Genomic DNA, 26524 nt, shown 5'->3' on the forward strand with positions numbered 1-26524 from the left:
CATCATGCTCTATCTCACCCAACCCGTTGCCAGTGCACCCGCCCAGTCGGCACGGCCCCTTTCGGTGGCCAGTGCTGACATCGCCATATGGTCGTAGGCGACGGTTCGGAACTGCCATATCCATCCGGCCGCCGTCTTTTCCAGAATGGCGTAGCTCGCCAGGGGATGGCCGACTTCCACCTTGTGGTAATAGGGCAGCTCGTCGTCATAGGCCGCGCAGCCGACGCTGCCGGGGTTGACGATGAGGCGACCGTCGGAAAGCCTGATAGCGCGGGGGATGTGGCTGTGGCCGCAAAGGATCAGCGGCAAGTCGATGCCGTCGGCCAGCGCCTCGATTGCCTCGATCGGCTTCAGGAAGACGAAACCCTCCGGCGAAACGGATTCCAGCCAGTAGAGATTGTCGTCCTTCGGCGTCGCATGGCAGAGATAGACCTCATCGCGATAGACGGTATCGAATGGAAGACTACGAATCCAGTCGAGATGGGCTGGCGACAATTGGTGATAAGCGGCGGCATCCGAAACATGCAGCGCCGCCGGGTCCTGTTCGATCAGGTATCGATCATGATTGCCGCGGACCGACGTCAGCCCGAGCGGCATCAGCAAGTCTGCCGTCTTGCCGGCCTCGAGCGGGCCGCTGAAGAAATCACCGAGATTGACGATCTCATCGATCTCCTGCGCACGAATATCCGCAAGCACCGCCTCGAGCGCCAGATGGTTTCCGTGGATATCGGCAATTGCCGCAAACCGCATTTTTTAGCTCCCGCGATAGGTAGAATAGCCATACGGCGAAATCAGCAGCGGCACATGGTAGTGCGCCGTGACGTCAGCAATGCCGAAGCGGATCGGCACGAGATCGAGGAAGGCCGGATGCGGCAACGGCGTGCCGCTGGCCCTCAGATAGTCGCCGGCGTGGAAGACCAGTTCATAAGTGCCGGCCCGAAAATTTTTGCCAATGAGGATGGGGCCACCGTCGACCCGGCCGTCGGCATTGGTCTCGACCGTCTTCAGATGCCTGCGGATCTCGCCGTCGAGCTGGAAAAGATCGATCCTCAGGCCTTCGGCCGGCTTGCCGAGAGCGGTGTCGAGAACATGCGTGGTCAGTCCGGTCATGGGGCTGGCTCTTTGATGACATAGGGGGTTTCAAAGAAGAATTCTTCCAGATTATTGCCCGGGCCGTCGCGGTCGACGACCAGGAAATCACAGGCTTGGCCGAGCGCCATCAGCGGATGATGCCAGACGTTGCGGCGGTAGTTCACGCCCTGGTCGCCACGCGCCTGAAACACCTGCGGCCTGCCCGGGCGACCGTTCTCATCCTCGGAGACGACGACGAGAAAAGGACGGCCAGAGACCGGCGAGAAACTCTGGCTGCCGAGGGGATGGCGCTCCATCATGCCGACCTCGTAGGGGAAGCTGCGCGGGTGGCCGCGAAAGAGATTGATGATGACGCGTGCGCCCTCACCTGTCACTTCTGCGGCGGCCAGTGCATGGAAACGCTCCGTCGTCCCGCCGTTGATCAGCCGCAGCGAGGCCGGGTCTGCTTCGATCACCTCGCCGAAGGGCGTAAAAGTGGATCTGGTCAGCGGGCGGACGTCGAGAAACTCAGTCAATTACCTTACTCGCCTTGGGCATGCCAGTTGAGGACGCCATCGATCGCGGCAAGAAGCTCCGGCAGCGTGCGCTGCGTCGCCTCCCAGATTTCCGAGGGATCGAGATCGAAGACGTCGTCGAGGATACGGTTGCCCGTCCCGCAGATTTTCGTCCACGGCAAATCGGGATGTTCGGTTGCAAATGCCGGATATGTCACCAGCAGACGGGATGCTGCCATCCCGATGGTGAAATGGCAGAAGGCAACCGCCTTGAAGATCAGTTTATCCCCGGAGAATGCCTCCCCATCCATTCCGCCGACAAAGAGCAGCGCATCGGATGCCGCCCGTTGCATATCGTCGAGATAATCGACAGCGCGCCGCTCGCTCATTCAGCCTCCGGAAACATGGATGTGAGGCGCAGCAGCGCGATCTTTTCGACCTGCGCCGTCGCGGTCGCGAATTCCTCGTCCTGCCCGTTACCGATGCGTGTTTCGAAGGCTGAAAGGATGTCATCCTTGCCGAGCCCCTTCACCGCGATGATGAAGGGAAAGCCGAATTTTTCGACATAGGCCGAATTGAGCGCCGTGAAGCGGGCATGCTCGGCCGGGCTCAGGCGATCGAGACCGGCGCCCGCCTGCTCCTTCCTGCTGTCCTCGGTGAGTTCGCCGGATATGGCGAGACGGCCGGCAAGATCGGGATGGGCGCGCAAGACGCCCAGACGTTCCTGCGGGCTTGCCGCACGGAAGACGGCAACGAGTGCGGCATGCACGCCGGATGCCGTTAGCGGCTCGGTCACGCTGCCGGCGTCATAGACGCGCTCGGCGATGAAAGGGGAATGCTCGAAGACGCCGCCGAAGCGGGATACGAAATCGGTGCGCGATATCATCAGACCGCGTCCGGCTGGTGGTGCTTGTGCCAATGCTCGGCGATCTCGATGCGGCGCGGAATCCAGACCTTGTCATGCTTCAGCACATATTCGATGAAGCGCTTCAGCGCTGCCGCCCGGCCGGGACGTCCGACGAGGCGGCAATGCAATCCGACCGACATCATCTTCGGACTGCCCGCCATGCCTTCCTCATAGAGTGTGTCGAAGGCATCCTTCAGATAGGTGAAGAACTGATCGCCGGCATTGAAGCCCTGTGGCGTTGCAAAACGCATGTCGTTGGTTTCGAGCGTATAGGGGATAATCAGGAAGGGTTTCCCGTCGACGCCCTTCACCCAGTAGGGCAGGTCGTCGGCATAGGAATCGGAGGAATAGAGGAAACCGCCCTCCTCCTGCACCAGCCGAAGCGTATTGTCGGAAGGCTTGCCCTGGTACATGCCGTAAGGCCGCTCGCCGGTGAGTTCGGTGTGCAAGCGTACGGCTTCGAGGATATGCTTGCGCTCCAGATCTTCCGGAAAATCCTTGTATTCCAGCCATCGGTAGCCGTGGCTGGCGATCTCCCACCCGGCCTCTTTCATCGCGGCAACGGCCTCGGGGTTGCGGGCCATCGCAAGCGTCACGCCGTAGACAGTTGCCTGCACCTTGAGATCGGTGAACATCCGCCAGAGCCGCCAGAAGCCTGCACGCGAACCATACTCATAGATCGACTCCATGTTGAGGTTGCGCTGCCCTGGCCAGGCGGCCGCGCCGACGATCTCCGACAGCAGGTTTTCCGAAGCCGGATCGCCGTCGAGGATCGAGCTTTCGCCGCCCTCCTCGTAATTGATGACGAACTGCACGGCGACGCGTGCCTCGTCCGGCCATTTCGGATCGGGCGTTAGACGCCCGTAACCAACGAGATTGCGCGGATAGGTCTCGGATACCATCAAATCACCTTCTGAAAAGACGGGGAACGGTAGCATCCGCAGCCGGAATGTCGAGACGGAAACTGCTCCGCCGGATTTTGCCTTTGCAGCACAAGCCTTTAGCTCATCAGCATCCTTAGGCGATTTTGCGCGCGCTGACCTTGCCCATCGGATGCAGCGAATGAACGCGGAAAGGACCGCCAGTGCCCTCCTCGATCATCAGCGCCACGTTCGAAACCGTCACAGGTTCGCAGAGGACAGGCTCGAAGATGGTCCGCAACACCGGCTCGATGCGCGGCATGTCGATCGCGTTGACGGGGCCTGTCACAGGCATATGAAAGCGGAACTCCTCCATCACATAGGGATTGCCCCAGCGATGCAGATTGGAAAATTGCGTCGCCGACAGCCCGTCCGGATCGCTGCGTTCGATCTCGGCCTCGCTGAGCGGTGCGCGAAAACGATCGAATTCCTGCACGATCGCCGAAGCGAGATACTGGATCTGCTCGCAGGGAGTGCTCGGCAGCAGGCTGTAGAAATTGCCGAGCCGGGCGACTTCGATACGCGGAATCTGAAAGGGAACGAAGGTCCCGGAAAAACGCATCAGATCGCGTAGGAGTTGCGATTCGGGCATGTCGTGGGACAGATGAAAGGGCGCCTTCAAAACACCGTGAAAACCGTAGCGCCGCGGTACGGCGGTATGGAAGGCGATCTCGTGAATACCAAGGCCACGAACTGCCGGAGGCTCCATCATATCGCCCGAAAACACGTTTCGGCCAAGCCAATTGGCGGCCACGAGCGACAGCGGGTCGCCCGCCGGAGGCGTGAAGCAAATGGCATAGCGCATGCAATTTCCTCCATCAAGGAAGTGAGCGCCGTTGAGATCCGGCGCTGTCGATGCGCAAGCAGATAGGTGATTTGCATGACAGAATAACGAAACGCAGCGGCGTATAATTCACGTTTAACGTGAAGCTGCCGCGATGTGGCTTGAAATTCCGAAGCTTTCCGGCAGCAAAAATCCGCAGTCTGTATCGCCTGCGATACATATCGCCGCCTCCGCCAGCCGGTGGGCGAGGCCAAAGCTGACCTTGAAGCCGCCGGTCAGCGCGATCAGGTGCGGGTGATCGGGATGGCGGCCGATCATCGGATCCCGGTCAATCGCCTTCGGGCGAAGCCCGGCCCAGCGCTCGACAACGGGGGCGTCGCGAAGGGGTGGCACGATGCCGCGCGCCGCCTCGATCAGCACGTCGAGCTGGGCGTCGGTCGACGCGGGATCGTTAAAACGGTTCTCACTGGTGCTGCCGATTGCCGCGTGTCCGCCTTCATGCGCGACGACATAAAGCCCGTCGAGGAAGATCGTCGGAAGCGCCGGGTCGATATCGGCTTTCAATAATGCCGCCTGCCCCTTGACCGGTTGGCCGAGTGGTTGTTTCAGCCCCGGTGTCAGTTCTTGGAGCAATGGAAAGGAGCGATGGCCGGCGGCCAGGATGCAGTGACTGAAAGCGATCGTTTCACCGTTGATTTCGGTCGTGCCGCGATCAGGGTCAAGGCCGGCAACCGTCGCATGCTCCAGGATACGAACATGCTTTGCTCGCCGCAGGAAGGCGATAAGCGCTGCGATCAGCAAGCGGGGCGCAACGCGGGCGGCGAGCGTGTCGTGGACGAAGCCGCTCGCGCCGGCAGACGGCTCGATCCAACCGTCTACATCAGGCCCGTCGAGCACATGCCAGTGGAAGCGGCGGTCGCCCGCCCGCCAATGGCGTTCGGCGTCCTCGAAATGGCCGCGCGCTATTGTGTTGAGATGCGGCTTCGGCAGCGGGATCAGCCGTCCGGAACGGCGGTAGCCAGCGGAAAGTCCGGTCTCGGCTTCGAGCGCTGCGATCTCGGCTTCGAGCGAGACCAGCGCATCGAATTGGAACTGCTTCTTCTCCGACCACCGGTCCGGCATATGCGGCATCAGCGCGCCGAGCAGGCCGCCGCTTGCACCTTGGCCCAATCTGCCGGCGTCGCTGATCAGAGTCCGGATGCCCCGGCGCTCGGCATGGACGGCTGCCCAGAGACCCATGATGCCGCCACCGACGATCAGCAACTCTGAGGACGATTGACCTGAGACCGGCGCAGGACTATCGGCTTTTTCCATGACAGACGTGAACCCCGATCAGATTAGCGCGGGCGCGCCGCAGCCGCTCGAATGGCGCGACGGCGATATGCCCTATTCCACCGCCTTTGGCGATCACTTTTATTGCCAGACCGATGGGCGGCTGGAATGCGGCCACGTTTTTCTCGCCGGTAACGGCCTGCCGGAACGCTGGAACGGGCGGCAGAGATTCCGGATCGGAGAACTCGGCTTCGGCACCGGCCTGAATTTCGCCGAAACGTGGCGACAATGGAAGCTCCACCGTGCAGACGGCCAACACCTGCATTTCACCTCCTTCGAACTCCACCCGATGCGCGGCGAAGAAATCGGCCGGGCGCTGTCGCACTGGCCGGAGATCGATGCCGAACGTCCGGTGCTGACGGCGGCTTGGCCGGAAATACCGGCCGGTATCGTGCGACTCGATCTCGACGCCCAGACGACGCTCAGCGTCGTATGCGGCTATGCCTTGGACGGCGTCGCGGCAGCCGAAGACGACTTCGACGCCTGGTATCTCGACGGCTTCGCCCCGTCGCGCAACAGCGATATGTGGTCGGAGGAACTGATGCGGCTCGTCTGCGAGAAAAGCGCAGCCGGCGGCACCTTCGCCACCTATGCGGCGGCCGGCTTCGTGCGCCGCAATCTCATCGCCGCGGGTTTTGCCGTCGAACGCCGCCAGGGCTTCGCCGGCAAGCGCGAAATGCTCTGTGGCATCAAGGCATCCCCCAGTCAGCGCGCAGATCAGTAGCTGGTGCGCTCCGGCTGCTGCTCGCTCGTTCCGAGCCACTGGCGGATTTTTTCCTCGAGCAGTTCGGGGCTGATCGGCTTCGACATATAGTCGTCCATGCCGGCATCGAGGCAGAGCTCGCGGTCGCTTTCGAGCGCATGGGCGGTGACGCCGATGATCGGCACCCGCTGGCCCTGCCCCTTTTCCCGTTCGCGGATCATCTGCGTCGCCTGATGGCCGTTCATGACGGGCATCGAGACGTCCATCATGATGATGCGCGGCGTATGCCGCTCCCAGGCGGCGACCGCCTCCTCGCCATTCTCGACGACGAGGAAGGAAAGGCCCGTTCCCTGCAGGATCTGCGTGAAGACGATCTGGTTGACCTCGTTGTCCTCGGCGACGAGCACATCGACGAATTCAGCTGCCCGCTTCTGCGGCACGGGTGCTGGCGTCTTCGCTGGCGCCGCCGCTTCCGTCTGCAACCGCGCAATCTCGGCCTCGGAAGCCTGCTTGACGCGGCTGGCGCGCACCACCTCGACGACGGTGTTGCGCAGCACGTTGGCGCGCGCCGGCTTCATCAGATGCGCGTGGCCATTCAACGCCGCGAATTCCTTTTCCGTGCCGGAAATATCCATCGACGTCAGGAAGATGATCGGCAGTTCGACGAAGCGGGGATCGGCGCGTAGCCTGCGCGCGACATCGGCGCCGTTCATGTCGGGCATATGATAATCGAGCACGACGGCATCCACGGTGACGCCGAGATTGGCCGCCGCCTCCAGAATCGCAAGACCGGTACCGCCGCCTTCGGCGGCCACGCCGTCGAAGCCCCAAAGAGACAGCTGCTCGGTGAGGATTCGCCGGTTCACTTCGTTGTCGTCGACGACGAGGATGCGTGCACCCTGCACGTTGATCGGCAACGGCTTCGGTTCAAGGCGGGCGGCCGCGACCGCAAACGGCAGGTTGACGGTGAAGACCGAACCCTTGCCCCATTCGCTCTCGACATTGAGATAACCGCCGAAGAGGTCGACGAGCCCGGCGGTAATCGCAAGGCCGAGGCCGGTTCCCTCGTGCCGCCGGGTCGATGAGGCGTCCACCTGCGAGAACTTGTCGAAGACCGATTCGAGCTTCTCCGGCGGAATGCCGATACCAGTATCCTCGATGCGGATGCTCGCCATGATCTCACCGCCGGCAGCCGGCAGGAAGCCGACATCGACAAAGACATGGCCGCGCTCGGTAAACTTAACGGCGTTGCCGACGAGATTGGTGACGATCTGGCGGAAGCGCCCGGCGTCGCCAATGATCGCGGCGGGCAAATCGGGCGCGGCTCGCACCAAGAGCTCGATGTTCTTCTCGGCGGCGTGCGAGGACAAGAGTGTCGCTACGTCCTCCACCGCTTCGGTGATATCGAAGGCGGCTTTGCGCAGTTTCATCTGCCCGGCATCGATCTTCGAGAAGTCGAGGATATCGTTGATGATCGTCAGCAGCGCATTGCCCGACTTGACGATGATATCGACAAAGGTCTTCTGGCGCGTATCAAGATTGGTCTTGGCAAGCAGTTCCGCCATCCCAAGCACGCCGTTCATCGGTGTGCGAATCTCGTGGCTCATATTGGCAAGGAATTCGGATTTGGCGCGGTCGGCGGCTTCAGCGCGCGACAGCAGCTGGCGCAGTTCCTCTTCGCGGCTCTTGAGTTCGGTGACGTCGGTAAATAGCGCCACCCAATGCTGTCCTCGGCTGACCGTCGCATCCATGTTCACCCAGCGCTCGCCGCCGACATGGAAGGCCGTGGAGATCGGCAATCTGGCCGCGATATTGTCGCGCCAACCCTGCAGAATCTCGGCCGCGTCCTCGTGAAAATCGCCGCGCGCCGCGCAGAATTCGAACATGCCGAGCCAACCTTGCCCGGTCTCGATATAGGTGGCGGGAATCTCCAGGATATGAGCCAGCGCCTCATTAGACATCCTGATAATGCCGTCCTGGACGATGGCGAGGCCCTGCGGCATGGCGTGTGTCGCATCGCGCATCAATTCGCCGAGATGCTCCAGCGCGGCGCGGGCCTCGTGGACTTCGTTTTCCCGTTCACGCACGGCCGTGATGTCGGCATAGGTCAGCAGGATCCGGTCATTTGAGATACGGCGGCTGTCGAAAATGACGGATTTGCCACCCGCCCAGCCAAGCTCGATCGGCTCGGGCTCCTCGGTTTCGAACAGGTGCTTGCGGAAAGCGTAGATCTCCTCGGGCGTCTGCGTGCCGTCGTAGCGACCGAGCTCATAATTACGGCGGATGACGTCGATGAAGGGGCGACCGTCGAAGGGATCGTCGAGCGGCAACTCCCAGATGCTGTAGAACTCGTCGTTGACGGAGAGGATTCGGTGGTCGTTATCGAGAATCAGCACGCCGATCGGAAGCGAGCGTAGGATATTCTCGATATCCCGGTGCAGCGCCTCTTCCTGCTTCTGCGCCTCGATCAGCGCCTTCTCTCGTTCCTTGAGTGGCGAGATGTCTGAAAAGGAGCCGACGACATAGGGCCGACCATCCGCTGTCACGACGCGGTTGACGCGCGAGAGGACGGAATAGATATGGCCGTCCTTGCTCGGCAGCAGGCTTTCGATCTCCTTCGACTGGCCTCCCTGCAACGCCAGCAGGTTTTCCTGGTAGATCGCTTCGCCCCCGTCCGGACCGAACATTTCGTGTTCGGTCATCCCAAGGACCCGAGAACGGCTATGACCGCTGAAGGTCTCGTAATATTGATTGGCATAGACGAGGCGATGCTTCTCGTCGCGCACAAAGGCTGCGACCGGTAGATCCTCCAGGATGGTCCGCAGCAGGTCGAGCTCATTGACGCTCTCGTGCCAGGCCGCGTCGCTGACAGCCGCAGGCTTTGCGTCGTTGCGATAGGCGGCGTTGACGATCAGCGGCCGGCCATCTTCGGCAAAGATGCCGATCGGATGGTCGTGCTGTTCCAGCGCCTCGCGTACGCGAGCGAAATCGGCGGCGACACCGGCGGCGCTAGTCATCCGAGGGTCGCCAGCGATCCCAGCGTCGCCAATCGCCCGACGCGGCGGCTCGCGCACTTCGAAGATGCCGAGCACATAGGCCCGCTCCGGCGACGGTGAGAAGCTTTCGATCTGGATGCGCTCATGGCCGACACCCGCCGCATCGAAGCAGATGGCGTTCTCCTCGGTGCCGAATACCAGCGCGCGGCGCTCCTTGTCCTCACGATCCTCTTCCTCGGGACGGTCGAGGAGCTCGCGGCTGCGCCTGCCGATGAAATCGGAGATTTCGCGACCTAGAAAACGGGCATAAGCCTCGTTGACGGCGATATAACGCAGGTCGCTGTTCTTGACATAGGCCGGGGTATCCAGATCAGCGATCCGGCGGCAAGCCAACTCCAGAAGTTCCCCGGCTGATTTCAAAAAATATCGCTCCCGCAATGAATGAAATATCGACTACAAAAACTATAACGCCAAGGCTTTTAACAAGGTTTTAACCATAAATTTCGATAGCGGAATTTTACGAGCCGGCTCACCAAGCCGAAGATAATTCGAGATTACCAGCCCCGGCTTGCACGGGACTGAAAGATCGTCCGTCATAAATCCTTTCGACGTCGGGATCCGTTGAAATCATGACGAAAATTTAATACCGAAACCGCTTGCACGGCCATTGCGCCGCCGCGATCCGGGCCGAGTCTCCGGCATGGCTTTATGGAAGCCATGCCCATGAAAGGAAAATACCATGTCCGTTCTTCATAAGACCATGGCGACGGGCCTGATTGCGCTGACCTTTGCCGGCGCCTCGCTCGCCACCGCCACCACCGCCGATGCCCGTCCACGCGATGCCTTCTGGGGCGGCCTTGCCGCCGGCGTCGTCGGCGGCGCCCTGCTGTCGGAGGCAGCCCGTCCCGCCTACCCGGTCTATCCGGCCTACCCTGCCTACCGCCCCTACCCCGTTTACCGGACTTACTACCGGCCGGGCTATTGCCATCTCGAATGGCGCTATGATCGGTGGGGCCAGCCCTATCGCGTTGAAGTCTGCCCGCAGTAGCAGAAACCGCGTCCGGCGCCGCCTGACCTTCCGGCGGGCGCCGATCCATTAGCCGTAACTGCAATCAAACGAAACTGGCGGAATTTCATCCGCCAGTTCAAAGCCGATCACACCGTGTTTTAAACCGTTACGGAGAAAGCTCCTCCAGTACGCGGTCCTTGGTTTCTACCGCAAACAACATCGTGATGATTGCACCAACGATCAGAATGGCTGCGAAGCTCACAAAGACATACTGGATGCCCATGGAAGACATCACCGTGCCGACGAGGATCGGGCCGGCCGATGATCCCAGGCGAAGCCAGGCACTGCCGGTTCCTGTTCCCAGCGCCCTGAGGCGCGTCGGGTAGATCTCTGCCGAGTACAGGTAAAGGGAGAATGTGACGGTCTGGACGATCGCATAAGCGAGGCCGGCTAGAACCAGAACCTGGATAGGAGAGGTCGCGCCGAGCCATGCGAGAGCCAGCAGCGGCACGGGAGCGAGAAGCAGCGCCCCCGTGTACCAGCGCTTGCGTCCCACTTTGTCGATGAGCAGCGCGCAGATGACAGCGGCGATCACGCCGCCGACCGATGTCAGGAACCCATAGAAGATGCTGGTTTGAAGCGGCAGGTTGAAGACCTGTCGATACAGGGTCGGCAGCCAGGTGATCGTACCGTTGGCAACCGTATAGGCAGTGAACCACATTGCCCAGATGGAAAGCGTCCGCTTCAAGTACACGCCCTGGAACAGCTCGCGCCAGTCCGACTTGCGGTGGACCGGCGCCTGGATAAGCTTCGGCTCGGGCAGTTCCTTGCCGGCGGCGCGAGCACTCTCTTCCATGCGGGTGACGATAGCGTTTGCTTCGCCATAGCGGCCGTTGGCAGCCAGCCAACGCGGTGATTCCTTCAGGAACCAGCGCAGAGGAACCATGATGATTGCCGGAACGAGACCGACGACGAACATCGCCTTCCAGCCGTAAACCGGTACCATGAAGTAGCCGATCAGCCCGGCGCCGACGAGGCCCAGCAGAAACATGACCTCATAGAGGAGGAAGAACTTGCCGCGCCCCTTCGACCCGATCAACTCGTTGATATAGGCGCTGGCGACCGGAACCTCGCCGCCCGTGCCGATCCCCTGGACGAAACGGAAGGCCATCATCATGCCGGCCCCGGCAGCAAACAGGCATGCGACATCCATGCTGACGAACAGCAGGATGGTGAACAGAAGAACTTTCAGCCGGCCGATCTTCTCGGCGAGCCAGCCAAACAGGATCGCACCGATCAACTGCCCCAGATAGCCCATCGACAGGATCATGCCTGTCTGTGAGGGCGTCAGGCCCCACTCGCGGACGAGGACGGGCATGGCATAAGCGATGGCGATGACCGTGTAGCCGTCGAAGAACGTTGCGGCGCCGACGATATTGCGCGCCCAGAATACCTCGCGGGTGATGGGAAGGCGCTCCAGACGAGCGCTGATTTCGGCCTGATGATCAGCGGCATTCGCCGTCTCAGCCGGCATAGGCTGCATGACATTCATTGGTTCCTCCTTCTCGCCCCGTGGCCTACCACTCTCCCGGCCAGGGGCGCTCCTGCTTGATGGTTGCTACTGCGCGTCAGTTCGTCCTGTCGGAGCAATGGCCTTCAAGACGTTCAAGTCTGCCTCGGCGAGTTTCCATGGTTTCCTCCTCCCCTCGGAATGCGCCCCTGCGACCTGCGCAGGGGCGCCAAAGAGGTCACTCGGCAGCCAGCAACTGGTCAACGCGACCAATACCGGCGGCGTCGAAGGCAGCAAAGATCTCCGCTTCGGCCTTTTCGCCCAGGCTCTTCAGCGGCTCGCGGATCGTAGCGTGGTCAAGGACACCGCGGTGCACGAGGCCGAGCTTCAGGGCCACGGTGCCTTCCATATGAGAGCCGCGGTGATAGACGGCACGCGTCACCGGAAGAAGGCGTTCGAAGATCTTGCGCGCTTCCGGATAGTCCTGCGCCTTGCCGGCTTTGATCAGGTCGATCAGCAGTTCCGGCGCGATATTGCCATAACCGACGAGCAGACCGTCGACATCGAACATGGTCGGCAGCAGCCATTCATCGTGGCAGCTCAGAACCTGCAGCTTTGGATTGGCTTTCTTCAGTTCCGGAATTTCGACATACCACCGCTTCATATTGCGCACGCCGTTCTTGGTAGCGACGACGCCTTCCTGGGTAGCAATCGCAAGCTGTGTATCCAGATCGTATGATGCCTTGGTGGCGTCGGGATACTGGAACAGGATGCACTGGAGGCCAGACTCCTGCCAGATTGCCTTGTAGCGATCCTGAGGCGCTCCCTTCTGGAAGCCGAAACGCAGCCAGCCGTGGTTCGGATAGACGAGTGCGCCGGTGGCACCGGCAGCCTTGCATTTCCTGGCCTCTTCAGCAGCGACCTTCGTGCCTTCACCGGTAATCCCGGCAATGATCGGAACGGCACCGTCGACCGCTTCAACATAGGTACGGATGAGAGCGAGGCGCTCCTCTTCCGTGAGGAAAGTGCCCTCGCCGGCATGGCCGAGGATGACGAGGCTTTTGACGCCTTCCATCGAGACCAGCCATTTGGCGAGCTTGGCGTTGGCTTTGTGATCAACTTCACCGTCGCGGGTGAAAGCGGTAACGGGGGCCGGGCTCAGCCCGCGCATATCCATCGGCTGCATATTGGTCTCCTCCTTCGTGCGATCGCGGTTCACTCGCGATCGATATAGGATCGTTTACGGGAACGTTCCCACTATCGTTCTCGAATTCTCTGGAGTCAATATCTTTTTTGGTGCATGCTGAGAGAGCGGCAGCGTCTTGCTGACTCGATTGGAAAAGGCTCAATGAATTCAAAGACGGATGAAGTTCCGGGGCAGACCCGCGTCACTATTCACGGCGTCGCTGCCGCAGCCGGTGTCTCCAAGTCTACCGTCTCCCGCATTCTGGATGAGAGGCTTCCGCGCTCCGACAGCGAGACCGCGCGCCGCGTGCGCAAGGTTGCCGAAGAGCTGGGATATGTTCGGGATGTTTCTGCAGCGAGCCTGAGGCGCGGCAACACAATGACAATCGGGGTGATCGTACCCAGGTTGACGGATACGGTCATGGCCATGCTTTATGAAGCACTGGCCAAGGCATGCAGCCGTAGTGGCCGCTTCGCGATTGTCGCAACGACCGACGACAAGCCAAAGGCAGACCGGCTTGCGGCCGAGTCTCTGCTGAAGCGCGGTGTCGATGGACTGATTCTTTCGACAGCGCGGGAAGACGATGACTTTCCGGACGAGCTGGCAAAACGCGGTATTCCCTATGTCCTGGCCCTCCGGACGGATGGCCACAGCCTCTCGTCGGTCGGCGATGACAGGCTCGGTGGGTACCTCGCGGCCCGCCACCTCCTCGATCTCGGCCATCGCAGAATTGGCGTCATTGCCGGTCCATCTTATGCCTCCAGTTCGCGGGGCCGAGTGGAGGGTTTCCGGCACGCCCTGGAAGAAGCTGGACTGAATGCAGATCCCTCATACATCATTCCCTCGACTTTCGGCATCGAGTCCGGTGCGGTAGCCGTCGAGACACTAATGCATCTTAGTCCGCGCCCAACCGCTATTTTCGCCGTCAACGACAACACCGCCATCGGCGCCTTGTCGGGACTGACGAAACTTGGCCTTTCCGTGCCGCAGGACATCTCGATCGTAGGCTATAACGACATTCCGATTGTCAGCCACCTCCCCACGCCGCTCACGACGTTGCGGGTGCCGTTTGAGCAAATTGCATCAAACGCCCTGGATCTTCTCTCCGGTGACAACAGCCCTGCCGACGAGCGTATTCGGATCTCTGCCCCAACTCTCATTCCAAGGAAATCGACGGCACCGATACGCTAAAGCTCGCGCCACACGCACACCCCACTATCTGCACACGATTGCTCGAGTGGGTGCGATCACTCTATTCTCCGACAGCAAATCGCCAGATGTTTCCCAGACCATGCCGCCCTCATGCGGCCGGCATGCGGCGGTCGCATAAAGAGGAAGGACCAGCATGCCGGAACCGCTCAAGAACCTGCTGCATGAAGCATTGGTCGGCGATATGGCCGATCGCATTGCCGGCAACGCGCCGACCTTCGATAACAACCGCTTCGTGATGCTGGCAACCGACGGCCTCCGAGCGCTGGAACTGATGGAGCGCTCGGCCCTGATCCGCGACGCGCTGTTTGCCACCCTTCCCGGTGATTTCCGGGAGGCCGCAGCCATTCTGAAGGCGAGCCTGCCTGCCGCCGGCAGGCCGGGGCTCTCCGGCTGGATGCTGCTGCCGGTCAATCAGTTCATCGCCGCGCGCGGCCCCGATCATTTCGATCTCGGTCTCGATCTCCTGAAGGCGCTGACGCCGCATTTCACAGCCGAATACGGCATCCGCCCCTTTATCCACCGAGACCAGCAGCGCGCACTGGCCATCATTTCAGCCTGGGTCGACGATCCCGATCAGCATGTGCGCCGGCTGGCGAGCGAGGGAACGCGGCCGCGCCTGCCCTGGGCGATGCGCCTGCCGCAGCTCGTGAAGGATCCGGCGCCGATTCTGCCCATCCTGACCGCGCTGATGGATGATCCGGAGGATTATGTGCGCCGATCCGTGGCCAACAGCCTGAACGACGTCGCCAAGGATCACCCGGATCTGGTCGCCGCCTTCATCGCCAGTCATATCGACGGCGCTTCATCCGAACGCCGCTGGCTGCTGAAACATGCCTCGCGCACGCTTCTGAAGAAAGGCCACGCGCAGGCGCTTGCCAATTTCGGATTCGCCGCGGCCGCTTCGCTCGAATGCGAATTGCGGCTCCGGAATGCTGAGGTGATGTTCGGCGAAGGGCTGGATTTCGAAATCCGGGTGACCAACGCCGGCGAGCTAGCGCAGTCGCTGATGATCGACTACGCCATTCACCATGTGAAGAGCGACGGTTCGCTCTCACCCAAGGTCTTCAAGTGCAAGGCGATAATGCTCGCTCCGGGGCAAAGCCATACAATTGGGCGCCGCCACGCCCTACGGCCGATCACGACGCGACGCTATTATCCAGGCGAACATCGCATCGCCATCCTCGTCAACGGCGCGGAGACCGCATCACAGAGCTTCGTCCTCGTCATGCCCTCACCTGACCCAGCTTGAGGCTTTCTTGTGCACTGCACTTGACTTTCCACGCGAACTAGCCCAAATGCGGGTCAGCTTTCACCCTTCCGGCCGCCGCGTGAGCGTGCCCCTGCTGAAAAATACAGATGCAGGAAGAAGGGACAAAAGCGCATTTCGATAGAGCGCCGCACTCCCATGAGCGGCCAGAAGCGCTGGAAAGCTTTTTCCAACTCACAAGTTCCCACTTCACGCGGGGTTCTTGACGCCAGAATGAAACCGGATCGCATGGTGCGTTCCGGCGATAGTCATTGTGGCGCCCCGAAAGGTTATACCTTGACTAATTTTGAATCGCTTGGTGTCTCCAAGCCGATCGTCGCTACTTTGTTCCAGCTCGGCATCGAAACGCCGACGCCGATCCAGGAACATGCCATTCCCCTCCTCCTCGAAGGCCGCGACCTGATCGGCCTTGCCCAGACCGGCACCGGCAAGACGGCCGCTTTCGGCCTGCCGCTGATCGAAAAGCTGCTTGCCGACGAACGGCGTCCCGACAACCGCACGACGCGTACGCTGATCTTGGCGCCGACCCGCGAACTGGTGAACCAGATCGCCGAGAGCCTGAAGAAGTTCATCCGCAAGTCGTCGCTACGCATCAATGTCGTCGTCGGCGGCGTCTCGATCAACAAGCAGCAGCTTCAGCTTGAAAAAGGCACCGACATTCTCGTCGCCACGCCCGGCCGCCTGCTCGACCTCATCAATCGCCGCGCGATCACGCTGACTGCGGTTCGCTATCTCGTGCTCGACGAAGCCGACCAGATGCTAGACCTCGGCTTCGTCCACGATCTGCGCAAGATCGCCAAGATGGTGCCGATAAAGCGCCAGACCATGCTGTTCTCGGCCACCATGCCGAAGGCGATCGCCGATCTTGCCGGCGAATATCTCGTCGATCCCGTCAAGGTCGAGGTCACGCCTCCAGGCAAGGCCGCCGACAAGGTCGAGCAGTACGTCCATTTCGTTGCCGGCAAGAACGACAAGACGGAACTGCTCCGCAAGTCGCTGACCGAAAACCCCGATGGCCGCGCCATGGTCTTCCTGCGCACCAAGCACGGTGCCGAGAAGCTGATGAAGCATCTCGAAAACATCGGCTATTCCGTCGCCTCGATCCACGGCAACAAGAGCCAGGGTCAGCGCGAGCGGGCGCTGAAGGCCTTCCGCGACGGCAGCATCAAGACGCTGATCGCCACCGACGTCGCCGCCCGCGGCATCGACATTCCTGCTGTCAGCCACGTCTACAACTACGACCTGCCTGAGGTGCCTGACGCCTATGTCCATCGCATCGGCCGCACGGCGCGCGCCGGCCGCGACGGTATCGCCATCGCTTTCTGCGCTCCCGACGAAGCCAAGCTGCTGCGTGATATCGAGCGCCTGATGGGCATCGACATCACTGTCGCAAGCGGCGAAGCGCCGGCAAACATCAGCGGCGGACCCCGCCGTGCCAACGGCAATGGCAACAACCGCAATCGCAATGGCGGCCAGGGTCGCGAAGGCCAGGGTCGTGGCGAAGGCCGTGGCGACCAGAACCGCTCCGAGCATCGCGGCAACCGTCAGGAACGCCGCCCGCGCCGTGAAGGCGAAGGCAGCGAAGTCCGCGCCGGCGGCGAGGAGCGTCGTCCGCGTCCGGAGCGCCCGACCAGCCGCAACGAGGACTTCCGCGGCCAGCGCCGCGGTGAAGCGACCCCGGATCTCGGCCCCGACAACGATCTGGCCTCGACCTCCGATTTCCGCGCCTCTGCAAAGCCACAGCGTCCAGCCCATCATGGCGCCCATGCCAATGGTGAGCCGAGCGGTCATCATCGCGGCAACAGCCGTCACGCCCATGGCCGTCCGGCCCGCAAGCATGGCGAGGACCGCGGCCCGCAGCAGGCCCAAGCCGGCGAACCGCGCCGGGACGGCAACGGCGGCAATCGCCGCGGTGGCTCCGGCTCCCGCAACGGTGGCGGCCAGCGCCGCGAACGCGCCTGATCGTTGAACGACTGAAAAGCAAAAAGGCCGGGGATCTCCGGCCTTTTTGTTATCCAGCGCATCGGTGCGTAGATTCAAAGTGTTGGAGCGTCCTTTGTGCGTCCGAAAGGACGCACGGCGCTCTAAACCTCCGCAGGCCTATGCTCGCTGAACGCCTTGCGATTCGTGAGATAGACGCCTGTCACGACCACCACGGTGCCGACGATCAGCGGCAGGGTCAGCGGTTCTCCGAAGGCGATGAAGGCTTCGAGAGCGACCGCTGGCGGCATCAGGTAGATCAGCGAGGCAGCGCGTGACACCTGACCCCGGCGGATCAGATAGAGCAGCAGCCCGACGCCGCCCATCGACAGGCCGAAAACCGACCAGGCCAGCGCGCCGTAGGCCTGCGCGGCGCCGTCGAAATGCTGATGCTCGAAGACTAGCGAAAGCGGCAGCGTGAGGATCAGCGCGCCGACATATTGCAAGGTTGCGATGGTTCTGAGGTCGCCGGATTGCAGGTGTTTCTTCTGATAGAGCGTGCCGTAGGTGACGGACGCCATAGCGACCAGGTTGATCGCCAGCGGCAGGGCGGCATGCGTGAGATCGGCGGTCGCCGGATCGAGCAGCTTCGGCGAAATGGCAATGGCAATGCCGATGAAGCCGAGGGCAAGGCCGAGCTTCTGTGCCTGCTGCAGCCGCTCGCCGATGAGGAAGGGAGCTGCCATCGCCGTCAGCAATGGCTGCAGCGCCGCGATGATGCCCGATATGCCGGCCGGCACGCCATTCGCGATCGCCCACCAGAGACCGGCGAGGTAGAAACCATGCAGGAAGAAGCCGGAATAGACGGCGCGCAGCGCCGTCGCCCGGCTCGGCCATTGCGCCCGCACCACAAGGCAGAGCGCCAGGAATGCCGCCGCCGACAGCGCGTAGCGTATCGAAAGAAAGGTGAAGGGCTCGGAATGCAGCGAGGCGTATTTCGCCACCACCCAGCCCGTGGACCAGAGCAGGACGAAAACGGCGGGGGCAAGGCGATCGAGGGACATGGGGCGGCTCGGGAGAGAAGAGGTTGCCGTGCTGATAGCCCCACCCGCCCGCCGCGGTCAAAGGCGAAGCGTTGATGCTTATCTGAAATTTCGCTGATGGCAGCGATCCGGTGACCGGACCGCCCATAGCGCCGCGCGCCTTTTCAAGAGGCGCAAAGGACGTTGTAGCACTCTGACTGCTGCATATTTCACCCTTAAAGCGGAGTCGATTTAAGGGTGAAATTATGCAGTAGGCCGAACGAAAAACAGTCACATGCTCAGATTTTGCGCAAGCCTCGAGATCCACTATCCACCATGCCGCACCGCATCACTTTAAATGCCCAGATTTTCAGCCGTTTCCCGCAGCGCAAAATCTTTTCCCCGAAATGCGCATGGTTCTTGCATTGCCATTTGCGTTGTATTCAAATGAACAAAAAAGGGGAGCCGAGCCTTTGGCATTTGATGAAATGATTACCGGGGACGAAAGTTCTCGCCCGCCTTATGAAAAATACTTCGAGTGGTACAACAGCCAAGACCGGGCGCATCTGATTGCCAAATCCCGCGATGCGGAAAACATCTTCCGGAAGACCGGCATCACCTTCGCGGTCTACGGCCATGCCGACAGTTCCGAAAAACTCATCCCCTTCGACATCATTCCCCGCATCATCTCCGCCCGCGAATGGCGCAAGCTCGCCCAAGGCATCGAGCAGCGGGTGATCGCGCTCAATGCCTTTCTGGACGATATCTATCATAAGCAGGAGATCATCCGCGCCGGCCGCGTTCCGCGCGAGTTGATCGAAAACAACGTCACCTTCATCCCCGAAATGATCGGCTTCCGCCCGCCCGGCGGCGTGTATACCCACATCGTCGGCACCGACATCGTGCGCACCGGCGAGGACCAGTTTTACGTGCTGGAGGATAATGCCCGCACGCCCTCCGGTGTCAGCTACATGCTGGAAAACCGCGAAACCATGATGCAGATGTTCCCTGAGCTCTTTCACGAGAACAAGGTGCAGCGTGTCGAGGATTATCCCTATCTACTGCGTCAGAGCCTAGCCTCGCTGGCCCCTCCCGGCTGCAAGGGCAAACCGCGTGTCGCCGTGCTGACGCCGGGCATTTACAATTCCGCCTATTACGAGCATTCCTTCCTCGCCGACATGATGGGCGTCGAACTGGTCGAGGGCGCGGATCTGCGCGTCATCGACGGCAAGGTGAAGATGAGGACGACACGCGGTTACGAAGCGATCGACGTGCTCTACCGCCGCGTCGACGACGACTTCCTCGATCCACTGACCTTTCGGGCCGATTCCGCTCTCGGCATTCCCGGCATCATGGATGTCTACCGCTCCGGCAACATCACCATCGCCAATGCGCCGGGCACCGGCATTTGCGACGACAAGGCGATCTATTCCTATATGCCCGAAATCGTAGAATTCTATACCGGCCGCAAGGCACTGCTCGAAAACGTGCCGACCTGGCGCTGTTCGGAAGCCGACAGCCTGAAATATGTGCTGGAGCATCTGGAAGAACTGGTGGTCAAGGAGGTGCACGGCTCCGGAGGCTACGGCATGCTGGTCGGCCCGACGGCGTCGAAGAAGGAGCGCTCCGATTTCGCCGAGAAGCTGAAGGCCAAGCCGAACAATTACATCGCCCAGCCGACGTTGTCGCTCTCCACCGTGCCGATCCTCGTCAACAAGGGCATCGCGCCGCGCCATGTCGACCTTCGCCCCTATGTGCTTGTATCCGACAAGGTACAGATCATTCCAGGCGGGCTCACCCGCGTGGCGCTGAAGCAGGGCTCGCTGGTGGTCAATTCCAGCCAGGGCGGCGGCACCAAAGACACTTGGGTATTGGAGGACTGATGCTCGGAAGAACAGCAAACGGCCTCTACTGGATGTTTCGTTACATCGAGCGCGCCGAAAATATAGCCCGCCTGATCGATGCGGGGTTGCGCATGTCGCTCACCCGCAGCAGCACTGGCGATGACAATTGGGATGGCGTGCTGCAAAGCGCGGGCGTGCGCGAGGCTTATGACGAAGGCCACAGCAAGCTGACCAACGCCGACGCGATCGACTATCTCCTGCGCGATCGCACCAATCCGTCGAGCGTCATGTCTTGCATCGATTCCGGCCGCAACAATGCCCGCATGGTGCGCACGGCGCTGACACGTGAGACGTGGGAAGCCACCAACGAATGCTGGATCGACTTGAAGTCGCTGCTCGAAAAGCGCGTCAAGGCGGCCGAAATGCCAGAGGTGATCGATGTCATCAAGCGCCGCGCCGGCCTCATTCGCGGCGCCTTCCATGGCTCGACACTGCGCAACGAGCTCTATAATTTTGCCCGCATCGGCACCTTCATCGAGCGGGCCGACAATACCAGCCGCATCCTCGACGTGAAATATTACGTGCTGCTGCCCTCGGTCTCGGCCGTCGGCTCCTCTCTCGACAATGTGCAGTGGGAATCGATCCTGCGCTCGGTCTCCGCCCACCGCGCCTATAGCTGGGCCTATGACGGCGAATACCGGGCGATGAACATCGCCGACTTCCTGACCCTCAATGTCCAGATGCCGCGCTCGCTTGCCTATTGCTACGAGAAGATCGTCAGTAATCTCGGCTATCTCGCCCAGGATTACGAGGAGCGGCTTCCTGCCCACGATACCGCGGATTCAATCCGCACCACGCTGCAGACGGGGGCGATCCGGGATATCATGGATCAGGGCCTGCACGAGTTCCTGGAGGATTTCGTCTCGCGCAACAACAAGCTCGGCGCGGAAATTTCCGACGGCTACCGGTTCTATGTATAAGCGGATAACAACATGAGACTGAAGATCAGCCACCTCACCGAATACCGCTACGACGGACCGACGCAGTTCTCGCTGCAAAGGCTGCGGCTGACGCCGCCGACGACATCAGCTCAGAAAGTGCTCGGCTGGGCGCTGAACGTCGAGGGCGCCACGCCCGAGGTGGAATATGACGACCAGTATGGCAATCACGTCAATCTGGTCTCGCTGGAAGGCGAACAGGATGTGACGCGCATCCTCGCCGAAGGCGAGGTCGAGACGGAGGACAATAACGGCGTCACCGGCCCGCATACCGGCTTCTGCCCGCTTTGGCTCTTCCTGCGCGACACGCCGCTGACCAAGGGCGGCAAGCTGGTGAAAGAACTGATCAAGGGCGTCAGCGGTGACAATGAGCTTGCCCGCATGCATGCGCTGATGGCGGCGATCCATGAGACGGTCGATTATAAGCCCGGCACCAGCAACACCGAGACGACGGCCGAACAGGCGCTGGAGAGGAAGAGCGGCGTCTGCCAGGACCATGCGCACATCTTCATTGCCGCCGCCCGCGCCCTGCAGGTGCCGGCGCGTTACATCTCCGGTTATTTGATGATGGAGGAAAAGATCGAACAGGCGGCGACCCATGCCTGGGCAGAGGCGCATATTCCCGGCCTCGGCTGGGTCGGCTTCGATCCCGCCAACGAGATCTGCCCGGATGCCCGTTACATCAGAGTCGCCTCCGGCCTCTGCTATCGCGACGCCGCGCCGATTTCAGGCATGCGCATTGGCACGCCGGGCGAAACGCTATCGGTCACCGTGAAGGTCGAGGACGGCGGGCAGATGCAAAGCCAGAGCCAGAGTTGAGCGTACCGCAAAGACAAATGGCCGGCGATCCGTGCGCTCTTCGAACATGGCGTCGACGAGGATCACCGCATGGCGATCTCAAACGGCTGATTGCCGTTAGCCTGGGAAAACCGGCGGACAAGAAAAAAGCGGGGTGATGCCCCGCCTTTTCCAATCTTGGATAATCCGACTAGTGGCTATCCTTGCCGACAGCGTTTCCGCGACATCCCTTGAGGAAGTCGAGGTCGGCGCCGGTATCTGCCCCTTCGACATGCTGCTGATGCAGGAAGGCATAGCCTGATGTGGGCAGATCGTGGTTCGGCTGCCATTCGGCGAGCCGCCGTGCCAGTTCCTCCTCGGAAATGTCGAGATGCAGACGACGGTTCGGCACATCCAGCTCGATCATGTCGCCGTTTTTCACGACCGCCAGCGGTCCGCCGACCGCCGCTTCCGGCGAGGTGTGCAGGACGACAGTGCCGTAGGCCGTTCCGGACATACGGGCGTCGGAAATGCGCACCATATCGAGGATGCCCTTCTTCAGCACCTTCGGCGGCAGCCCCATATTGCCGACCTCAGCCATCCCGGGATAGCCCTTCGGCCCACAGTTCTTCATGACCATGATGCAGGTTTCGTCGATGTCGAGGTTATCGTCGTTGATCTTAGCCTTGTAGTCGTCGATGTCCTCGAAGACAACAGCCCTGCCCTTGTGCACCAGCAGATGCGGCGAAGCCGCCGAAGGCTTCAACACCGCGCCCTTCGGCGCGAGGTTGCCGCGCAGCACGACGATGCCGCCCGACGCTGTCAGCGCCTTTTCGGCCGGCAGGATAACGTCTTCGTTCCAGTTGACGACGTCCTTGACCTCGTCCCAGACGGTCTCGCCGGATACCGTCAGCGCATCCTTGTGCAGCAGACCGGCTTCGCCGAGCCGCTTCAGCACCACCGGCAGGCCGCCGGCATAGAAGAACTCCTCCATCAGGTACTTGCCCGACGGCATCAGGTTGACGATGGTCGGGACGTCACGACCGCAGCGATCCCAGTCATCAAGCGAAAGATCGATGCCGACACGGCCGGCGATGGCGAGCAGGTGGATGACGGCATTGGTCGATCCGCCGATGGCCGCGTTGGTGCGGATGGCATTCTCGAAGGCTTGCTTCGTCATGATCTCGGAGGGCTTCAGGTCGTCCTTGACCATCTGCACGATACGCCGGCCAGTCAGCTGCGCCATGACCTTGCGGCGGGAATCGACGCCCGGGATCGCAGCATTGCCTGACAGTGCCATGCCGAGCGCCTCGGTCATGGAAGCCATGGTGGAGGCGGTGCCCATGGTGTTGCAGGTGCCAGACGAACGGCTCATCGAGGCCTCGGCCTCGAGGAATTCGGCCTGCGTCATCTCGCCGGCCTTCACCATCTCGGAAAATTTCCACAGATGTGTGCCCGAGCCGACCCGTTCACCGCGGAAATAGCCGTTCAGCATCGGCCCGCCTGTAACGACGATCGAAGGCAGATCGCAGGAAGCCGCCCCCATGATAAGCGACGGCGTGGTCTTGTCGCAGCCGACCAACAATACGCAGCCATCCATCGGCTGGCCGCGGATCGCCTCTTCTACTGCCAGCGCGGCAAGATTGCGGTACATCATCGCGGTCGGGCGGAAGGTATTTTCGGATGCCGAGAACACCGGCACCTCAAGCGGGAAGCCGCCAGCCTCCCATACGCCCGCCTTCACCTTCTCGGCGAGCTCTCTGAGATGACCGTTGCACGGGGTCATATCCGACCAGGTGTTGAGGATGCCGATCACCGGCCGGCCGTCGAACAGGTCGTGCGGATAACCCTGGTTCTTAAGCCAGCCGCGGTGATAAATCACGTCGCGGCTCGTACCGCCGTACCATTCCTGCGACCTCAGCCTGCGCGGCCATTCCGCTTTCTTTTTCATCGTCTCTATCCTTCAGGATATCGCCGGACCGCCTCGTACGGCCCAGGTTATCGCACTTGTCTCAAGCCAGGGTGTAGGCGGTTTTGACGGTTGTATAGAATTCGGCGGCGTACTTGCCCTGCTCGCGCGGGCCGTAGGACGAGCCCTTGCGGCCGCCGAACGGCACGTGGAAATCGACGCCTGCCGTCGGCAGGTTGACCATCACCATGCCAGCCTCGGAATTGCGCTTGAAGTGCGTCGCATGTTTCAGGCTGGTCGTGGCGATGCCGGCCGAAAGGCCGAACGGCGTGTCGTTGGCGATGGCAAGCGCCTCGTCGTAATCCTTCGCCCGGATCACCGAGACCACAGGCCCGAAGATCTCCTCGCGCGAAATGCGCATCTGGTTGGTCGCTTCGGTAAACAGCGTCGGCTGCAGGTAGAAGCCGGGCGTTTCGCGCGAGATGACCTCGCCGCCGAAGGCGAGTTTGGCGCCTTCCGACTTGCCGATCTCGATATAGTCGGTGTCGGTCTTCAGCTGCCGCTCATCGACGACAGGGCCGATGTGGGTGCCGGCCTTCAGCGCGTTGTCGACCACCAGCGTCTTCAACTTGTCGGTGAGCGCTGCGACGAACTTGTCGTGAATGCCTTCGGTGACGATCAGGCGCGACGACGCCGTGCAGCGCTGGCCTGTGGAGAAGAAGCCGGAATTGGCGGCCGCCTCGACGGCGACGTTGAGATCGGCATCGTCGAGCACGACCATCGGGTTCTTGCCGCCCATTTCCAGCTGGAACTTGCGGTTATGCTCGATGGAGGCGGCGGCGACGCGCCTGCCGGTGCCGGTGGAACCGGTGAAGGTGATGCCGTGAACGTCGGGGCTTTCGAGCATGGCCTGGCCGACGACCGAGCCCTTGCCCATGACGAGGTTCAGCACGCCCTTCGGCAGGCCGGCGCGATTGAGAATATCGACGATCGCCCAGGAACAGGCGGGCACCAGTTCGGCGGGCTTGAAGACGATGGTGTTGCCGTAGCAGAGCGCCGGCGCGATCTTCCAGGCGGGAATGGCGATCGGGAAGTTCCACGGCGTGATGATGCCGATGACACCGAGGGCCTCGCGGGTGATCTCGACGCCGATATTCGGGCGAACCGACGGAATGACTTCACCGGCCAGCCTGAGCGCTTCACCAGCGAAGAATTCGAAAATCTGCGACGCGCGGATCACCTCACCGGTGGCTTCCGGCAGCGTCTTGCCCTCTTCGCGGGCAAGCAGCGCGCCCAGTTCGTCCTTGCGCGCCATGATCTCGTCGCCCGTCTTCTTCAGGATGACGTGGCGCTCCCAGATGCCGGAGCGCGACCATGCTGGGAAGGCGGCCTTGGCGGCAGCGATGGCATTTCTCGTGTCATCTGCGCTGCCGTCGGCGTAGAGGCCGACGACCTCATTCGTATCCGACGGGTTGATATTCTTCGTCGCGTTCGAGCCGACCCATTCGCCGGCGATCAGGTTTTGATAAATGGTCATGGGCTTAACAAGCCTCCTTTACCGTTTACGAGCAAAGAGCCGGCCGCCGAATGCGGCCAGGTCTTGAATTCAGAGCTGCCTGACGGCGATCTCTTCCTCGGCGGCCACCTTCAGCGGGTTGCGGAGCGCCAGGCCGAATTCGGCCACTTCGATCTCGAAGACGTCGCCCTCTTCGGTCTTGACGCCGTCGGCAAAGGAAAGGGTCGCCGTGCCGAACATATGGACGTGAACATCGCCCGGGGCACGGAAGAGGCCATATTTGAAATGGTGATATTCCAGATTGGCGAAGGTGTGCGACATGTTCGCCTCGCCTGATAGGAACGGCTTTTCGAAGATCACCTTGTCGCCGCGTTTGATACGCGAGGTGCCGCGAATATCCTCCGGTGCCGCGCCGACGCGGATTTCCGGGCCGAAGCTGGCCGGGCGCAGCTTCGAATGGGCGAGATACAGATAGTTGATCCGCTCGGTGACATGATCGGAAAATTCGTTCGACAGCGCAAAACCGATACGGAAGGGCGCGCCGTCCTTGGCAATCACGTAGATGCCGGCCATCTCCGGCTCCTCGCCGCCGTCGAGCGCGAAGGAAGGCGAGATCAGCGGGGCGCCGGGGGCTGCAGCGCCATGGCCGTTGCCCTTGTAGAACCATTCGGGCTGGACGCCCTTTTCGCCGGCCTTCGGCTTGCCGTTCTCAAGGCCCATCTTGAACATCTTCATCGAGTCCGTCAGGGTTTCCTCGGCGGCTTCGGTGGTCTTCTTGTGCATCGAATCGCGCGTTGCCGCCGAGCCCAAATGCGTCAGGCCGGTGCCGGTCAGATGCAGGTGCGCGGCATCTGGATGAGTGATCGGCGAAAGGAAACGGCCTTCCGCATAGGCCTTCTCAAGATCGACGGCATCGCTGTAGCCATGCGCTTCGATGACCGAGGCAAGAGGCTTGCCGCCGTCTGCGGCCTCCATCGCCAGCGCATAGACGCTGACGGCATTCTTGACCGACCTTGCAGCGCCGCCCTGCTCACGCACGGCGACGATGATCTCTCCGTTTGCACCCTTGATCTGTGAAATAAGCACGTCTTCGATCCTTCTCGTTTCGGCGAAGACAGGAAAAAGC

The 26524-nt window shown here is 61.4% G+C and carries 23 protein-coding genes; 8 read left to right on the forward strand and 15 right to left on the reverse strand.

Features of this window, described 5'->3' with window-relative positions; translation table 11 throughout:
- Positions 1–9 precede the first annotated feature (9 nt).
- The 8 genes from A6U98_RS19285 to A6U98_RS19320 all read right to left on the reverse strand — a co-directional run bounded on the left by A6U98_RS19285 (position 10) and on the right by A6U98_RS19320 (position 5511).
- On the reverse strand, positions 10–750 hold the full coding sequence (locus A6U98_RS19285; RefSeq protein ID WP_064652029.1) for a metallophosphoesterase family protein: 741 nt from the start codon (positions 748–750) through the stop codon (positions 10–12).
- A gap of 3 nt (positions 751–753) precedes the next feature.
- Entirely contained in the window at positions 754–1110 is a 357-nt protein-coding gene (gene uraH / locus A6U98_RS19290) for a hydroxyisourate hydrolase (RefSeq protein ID WP_064652030.1), read from the reverse strand.
- On the reverse strand, positions 1107–1607 hold the full coding sequence (locus tag A6U98_RS19295; RefSeq protein WP_064652031.1) for an ureidoglycolate lyase: 501 nt from the start codon (positions 1605–1607) through the stop codon (positions 1107–1109). The genes uraH and A6U98_RS19295 overlap by 4 nt, the downstream gene beginning before the upstream one ends.
- A gap of 5 nt (positions 1608–1612) precedes the next feature.
- A complete protein-coding gene (locus A6U98_RS19300; RefSeq protein WP_064652032.1) occupies positions 1613–1975 on the reverse strand; it encodes a HepT-like ribonuclease domain-containing protein in 363 nt (120 codons plus the stop codon).
- Entirely contained in the window at positions 1972–2472 is a 501-nt protein-coding gene (gene uraD, locus A6U98_RS19305) for a 2-oxo-4-hydroxy-4-carboxy-5-ureidoimidazoline decarboxylase (RefSeq protein ID WP_064652033.1), read from the reverse strand. Before uraD ends, A6U98_RS19300 begins: the two co-directional genes overlap by 4 nt.
- Positions 2472–3395 carry an allantoinase PuuE gene (gene puuE / locus A6U98_RS19310; protein WP_064652034.1) on the reverse strand — a complete coding sequence of 308 codons (924 nt, stop codon included), beginning with the start codon at positions 3393–3395 and terminating at the stop codon, positions 2472–2474. The genes uraD and puuE overlap by 1 nt, the downstream gene beginning before the upstream one ends.
- Positions 3396–3510: 115 nt before the next feature.
- A complete protein-coding gene (locus A6U98_RS19315) occupies positions 3511–4218 on the reverse strand; it encodes a DUF1045 domain-containing protein (protein ID WP_064652035.1) in 708 nt (235 codons plus the stop codon).
- Positions 4219–4332: 114 nt separating this feature from the next.
- Positions 4333–5511, reverse strand: coding sequence for an FAD-binding oxidoreductase (locus A6U98_RS19320; protein WP_064652036.1), 1179 nt, complete (start codon positions 5509–5511; stop codon positions 4333–4335).
- On the opposite strand from A6U98_RS19320, the gene mnmD reads away from it, so the two are divergent.
- Complete coding sequence (gene mnmD, locus A6U98_RS19325; RefSeq protein ID WP_064652037.1) at positions 5510–6253, forward strand: tRNA (5-methylaminomethyl-2-thiouridine)(34)-methyltransferase MnmD; 744 nt, start codon at positions 5510–5512, stop codon at positions 6251–6253. The two genes, A6U98_RS19320 and mnmD, sit on opposite strands and share 2 nt — an antisense overlap.
- Here mnmD and A6U98_RS19330 read toward each other — a convergent pair.
- Positions 6247–9648, reverse strand: coding sequence for a response regulator (locus A6U98_RS19330; protein ID WP_064652038.1), 3402 nt, complete (start codon positions 9646–9648; stop codon positions 6247–6249). The two genes, mnmD and A6U98_RS19330, sit on opposite strands and share 7 nt — an antisense overlap.
- 319 nt (positions 9649–9967) lie before the next feature.
- Between A6U98_RS19330 and A6U98_RS19335 the strand changes: the two genes are divergently transcribed.
- Positions 9968–10276: a hypothetical protein gene (locus A6U98_RS19335; RefSeq protein WP_064652039.1), complete on the forward strand. Its 309-nt coding sequence runs from the start codon at positions 9968–9970 to the stop codon at positions 10274–10276.
- Positions 10277–10403: 127 nt separating this feature from the next.
- Here A6U98_RS19335 and A6U98_RS19340 read toward each other — a convergent pair whose 3' ends face one another.
- Complete coding sequence (locus tag A6U98_RS19340; RefSeq protein ID WP_064652040.1) at positions 10404–11789, reverse strand: MFS transporter; 1386 nt, start codon at positions 11787–11789, stop codon at positions 10404–10406.
- A 196-nt stretch (positions 11790–11985) separates the two neighbouring features.
- Complete coding sequence (locus A6U98_RS19345; RefSeq protein WP_064652041.1) at positions 11986–12933, reverse strand: dihydrodipicolinate synthase family protein; 948 nt, start codon at positions 12931–12933, stop codon at positions 11986–11988.
- A gap of 162 nt (positions 12934–13095) precedes the next feature.
- On the opposite strand from A6U98_RS19345, the gene A6U98_RS19350 reads away from it, so the two are divergent.
- The 3 genes from A6U98_RS19350 to A6U98_RS19360 all read left to right on the forward strand — a co-directional run bounded on the left by A6U98_RS19350 (position 13096) and on the right by A6U98_RS19360 (position 17374).
- A complete protein-coding gene (locus A6U98_RS19350; protein WP_064652042.1) occupies positions 13096–14124 on the forward strand; it encodes a LacI family DNA-binding transcriptional regulator in 1029 nt (342 codons plus the stop codon).
- 154 nt (positions 14125–14278) lie between these two features.
- Entirely contained in the window at positions 14279–15394 is a 1116-nt protein-coding gene (locus A6U98_RS19355) for a DNA alkylation repair protein (protein ID WP_064652043.1), read from the forward strand.
- A 246-nt stretch (positions 15395–15640) separates the two neighbouring features.
- Entirely contained in the window at positions 15641–17374 is a 1734-nt protein-coding gene (locus A6U98_RS19360; RefSeq protein WP_064652044.1) for a DEAD/DEAH box helicase, read from the forward strand.
- 122 nt (positions 17375–17496) lie between these two features.
- On the opposite strand, the gene A6U98_RS19365 is transcribed toward A6U98_RS19360, so the two are convergent.
- Entirely contained in the window at positions 17497–18396 is a 900-nt protein-coding gene (locus A6U98_RS19365; protein WP_064652045.1) for a DMT family transporter, read from the reverse strand.
- A gap of 431 nt (positions 18397–18827) precedes the next feature.
- Between A6U98_RS19365 and A6U98_RS19370 the strand changes: the two genes are divergently transcribed.
- Genes A6U98_RS19370 through A6U98_RS19380 form a run of 3 tightly spaced genes read left to right on the forward strand, consistent with a single transcriptional unit; the run spans position 18828 to position 22015 of the window.
- Complete coding sequence (locus A6U98_RS19370) at positions 18828–20237, forward strand: circularly permuted type 2 ATP-grasp protein (protein ID WP_064652046.1); 1410 nt, start codon at positions 18828–18830, stop codon at positions 20235–20237.
- Positions 20237–21178 (forward strand): alpha-E domain-containing protein, encoded by a 942-nt coding sequence (locus A6U98_RS19375; protein ID WP_064652047.1) that lies wholly within the window; start codon positions 20237–20239, stop codon positions 21176–21178. Before A6U98_RS19370 ends, A6U98_RS19375 begins: the two co-directional genes overlap by 1 nt.
- A 12-nt stretch (positions 21179–21190) precedes the next feature.
- Positions 21191–22015, forward strand: a complete 825-nt coding sequence (locus A6U98_RS19380; protein ID WP_064652048.1) for a transglutaminase family protein — start codon at positions 21191–21193, stop codon at positions 22013–22015.
- A gap of 169 nt (positions 22016–22184) precedes the next feature.
- On the opposite strand, the gene araD is transcribed toward A6U98_RS19380, so the two are convergent.
- The 3 genes from araD to araD1 form a co-directional block, all read right to left on the reverse strand.
- A complete protein-coding gene (gene araD / locus A6U98_RS19385) occupies positions 22185–23924 on the reverse strand; it encodes an L-arabinonate dehydratase (RefSeq protein ID WP_064652049.1) in 1740 nt (579 codons plus the stop codon).
- 61 nt (positions 23925–23985) lie between these two features.
- Complete coding sequence (locus A6U98_RS19390; RefSeq protein WP_064652050.1) at positions 23986–25419, reverse strand: aldehyde dehydrogenase family protein; 1434 nt, start codon at positions 25417–25419, stop codon at positions 23986–23988.
- 69 nt (positions 25420–25488) lie between these two features.
- Complete coding sequence (gene araD1 / locus A6U98_RS19395) at positions 25489–26484, reverse strand: AraD1 family protein (protein ID WP_064652051.1); 996 nt, start codon at positions 26482–26484, stop codon at positions 25489–25491.
- Between the last annotated feature and the right edge of the window lie 40 nt (positions 26485–26524).

The sequence above is a fragment of the Rhizobium sp. WYCCWR10014 genome (assembly GCF_001657485.1).
GTDB lineage: Bacteria > Pseudomonadota > Alphaproteobacteria > Rhizobiales > Rhizobiaceae > Rhizobium.

Coding starts and splice junctions, on each gene's coding strand:
- A6U98_RS19285 (WP_064652029.1), bottom strand. CDS start 750: ATGCGGTTTGCGGCAATTGCCGATATCCACGGAAACCATCTGGCGCTC.
- uraH (WP_064652030.1), bottom strand. CDS start 1,110: ATGACCGGACTGACCACGCATGTTCTCGACACCGCTCTCGGCAAGCCG.
- A6U98_RS19300 (WP_064652032.1), bottom strand. CDS start 1,975: ATGAGCGAGCGGCGCGCTGTCGATTATCTCGACGATATGCAACGGGCG.
- uraD (WP_064652033.1), bottom strand. CDS start 2,472: ATGATATCGCGCACCGATTTCGTATCCCGCTTCGGCGGCGTCTTCGAG.
- puuE (WP_064652034.1), bottom strand. CDS start 3,395: ATGGTATCCGAGACCTATCCGCGCAATCTCGTTGGTTACGGGCGTCTA.
- A6U98_RS19315 (WP_064652035.1), bottom strand. CDS start 4,218: ATGCGCTATGCCATTTGCTTCACGCCTCCGGCGGGCGACCCGCTGTCG.
- mnmD (WP_064652037.1), top strand. CDS start 5,510: ATGACAGACGTGAACCCCGATCAGATTAGCGCGGGCGCGCCGCAGCCG.
- A6U98_RS19320 (WP_064652036.1), bottom strand. CDS start 5,511: ATGGAAAAAGCCGATAGTCCTGCGCCGGTCTCAGGTCAATCGTCCTCA.
- A6U98_RS19335 (WP_064652039.1), top strand. CDS start 9,968: ATGTCCGTTCTTCATAAGACCATGGCGACGGGCCTGATTGCGCTGACC.
- A6U98_RS19340 (WP_064652040.1), bottom strand. CDS start 11,789: ATGAATGTCATGCAGCCTATGCCGGCTGAGACGGCGAATGCCGCTGAT.
- A6U98_RS19345 (WP_064652041.1), bottom strand. CDS start 12,933: ATGCAGCCGATGGATATGCGCGGGCTGAGCCCGGCCCCCGTTACCGCT.
- A6U98_RS19350 (WP_064652042.1), top strand. CDS start 13,096: ATGAATTCAAAGACGGATGAAGTTCCGGGGCAGACCCGCGTCACTATT.
- A6U98_RS19355 (WP_064652043.1), top strand. CDS start 14,279: ATGCCGGAACCGCTCAAGAACCTGCTGCATGAAGCATTGGTCGGCGAT.
- A6U98_RS19360 (WP_064652044.1), top strand. CDS start 15,641: ATGGTGCGTTCCGGCGATAGTCATTGTGGCGCCCCGAAAGGTTATACC.
- A6U98_RS19365 (WP_064652045.1), bottom strand. CDS start 18,396: ATGTCCCTCGATCGCCTTGCCCCCGCCGTTTTCGTCCTGCTCTGGTCC.
- A6U98_RS19375 (WP_064652047.1), top strand. CDS start 20,237: ATGCTCGGAAGAACAGCAAACGGCCTCTACTGGATGTTTCGTTACATC.
- A6U98_RS19380 (WP_064652048.1), top strand. CDS start 21,191: ATGAGACTGAAGATCAGCCACCTCACCGAATACCGCTACGACGGACCG.
- araD (WP_064652049.1), bottom strand. CDS start 23,924: ATGAAAAAGAAAGCGGAATGGCCGCGCAGGCTGAGGTCGCAGGAATGG.
- A6U98_RS19390 (WP_064652050.1), bottom strand. CDS start 25,419: ATGACCATTTATCAAAACCTGATCGCCGGCGAATGGGTCGGCTCGAAC.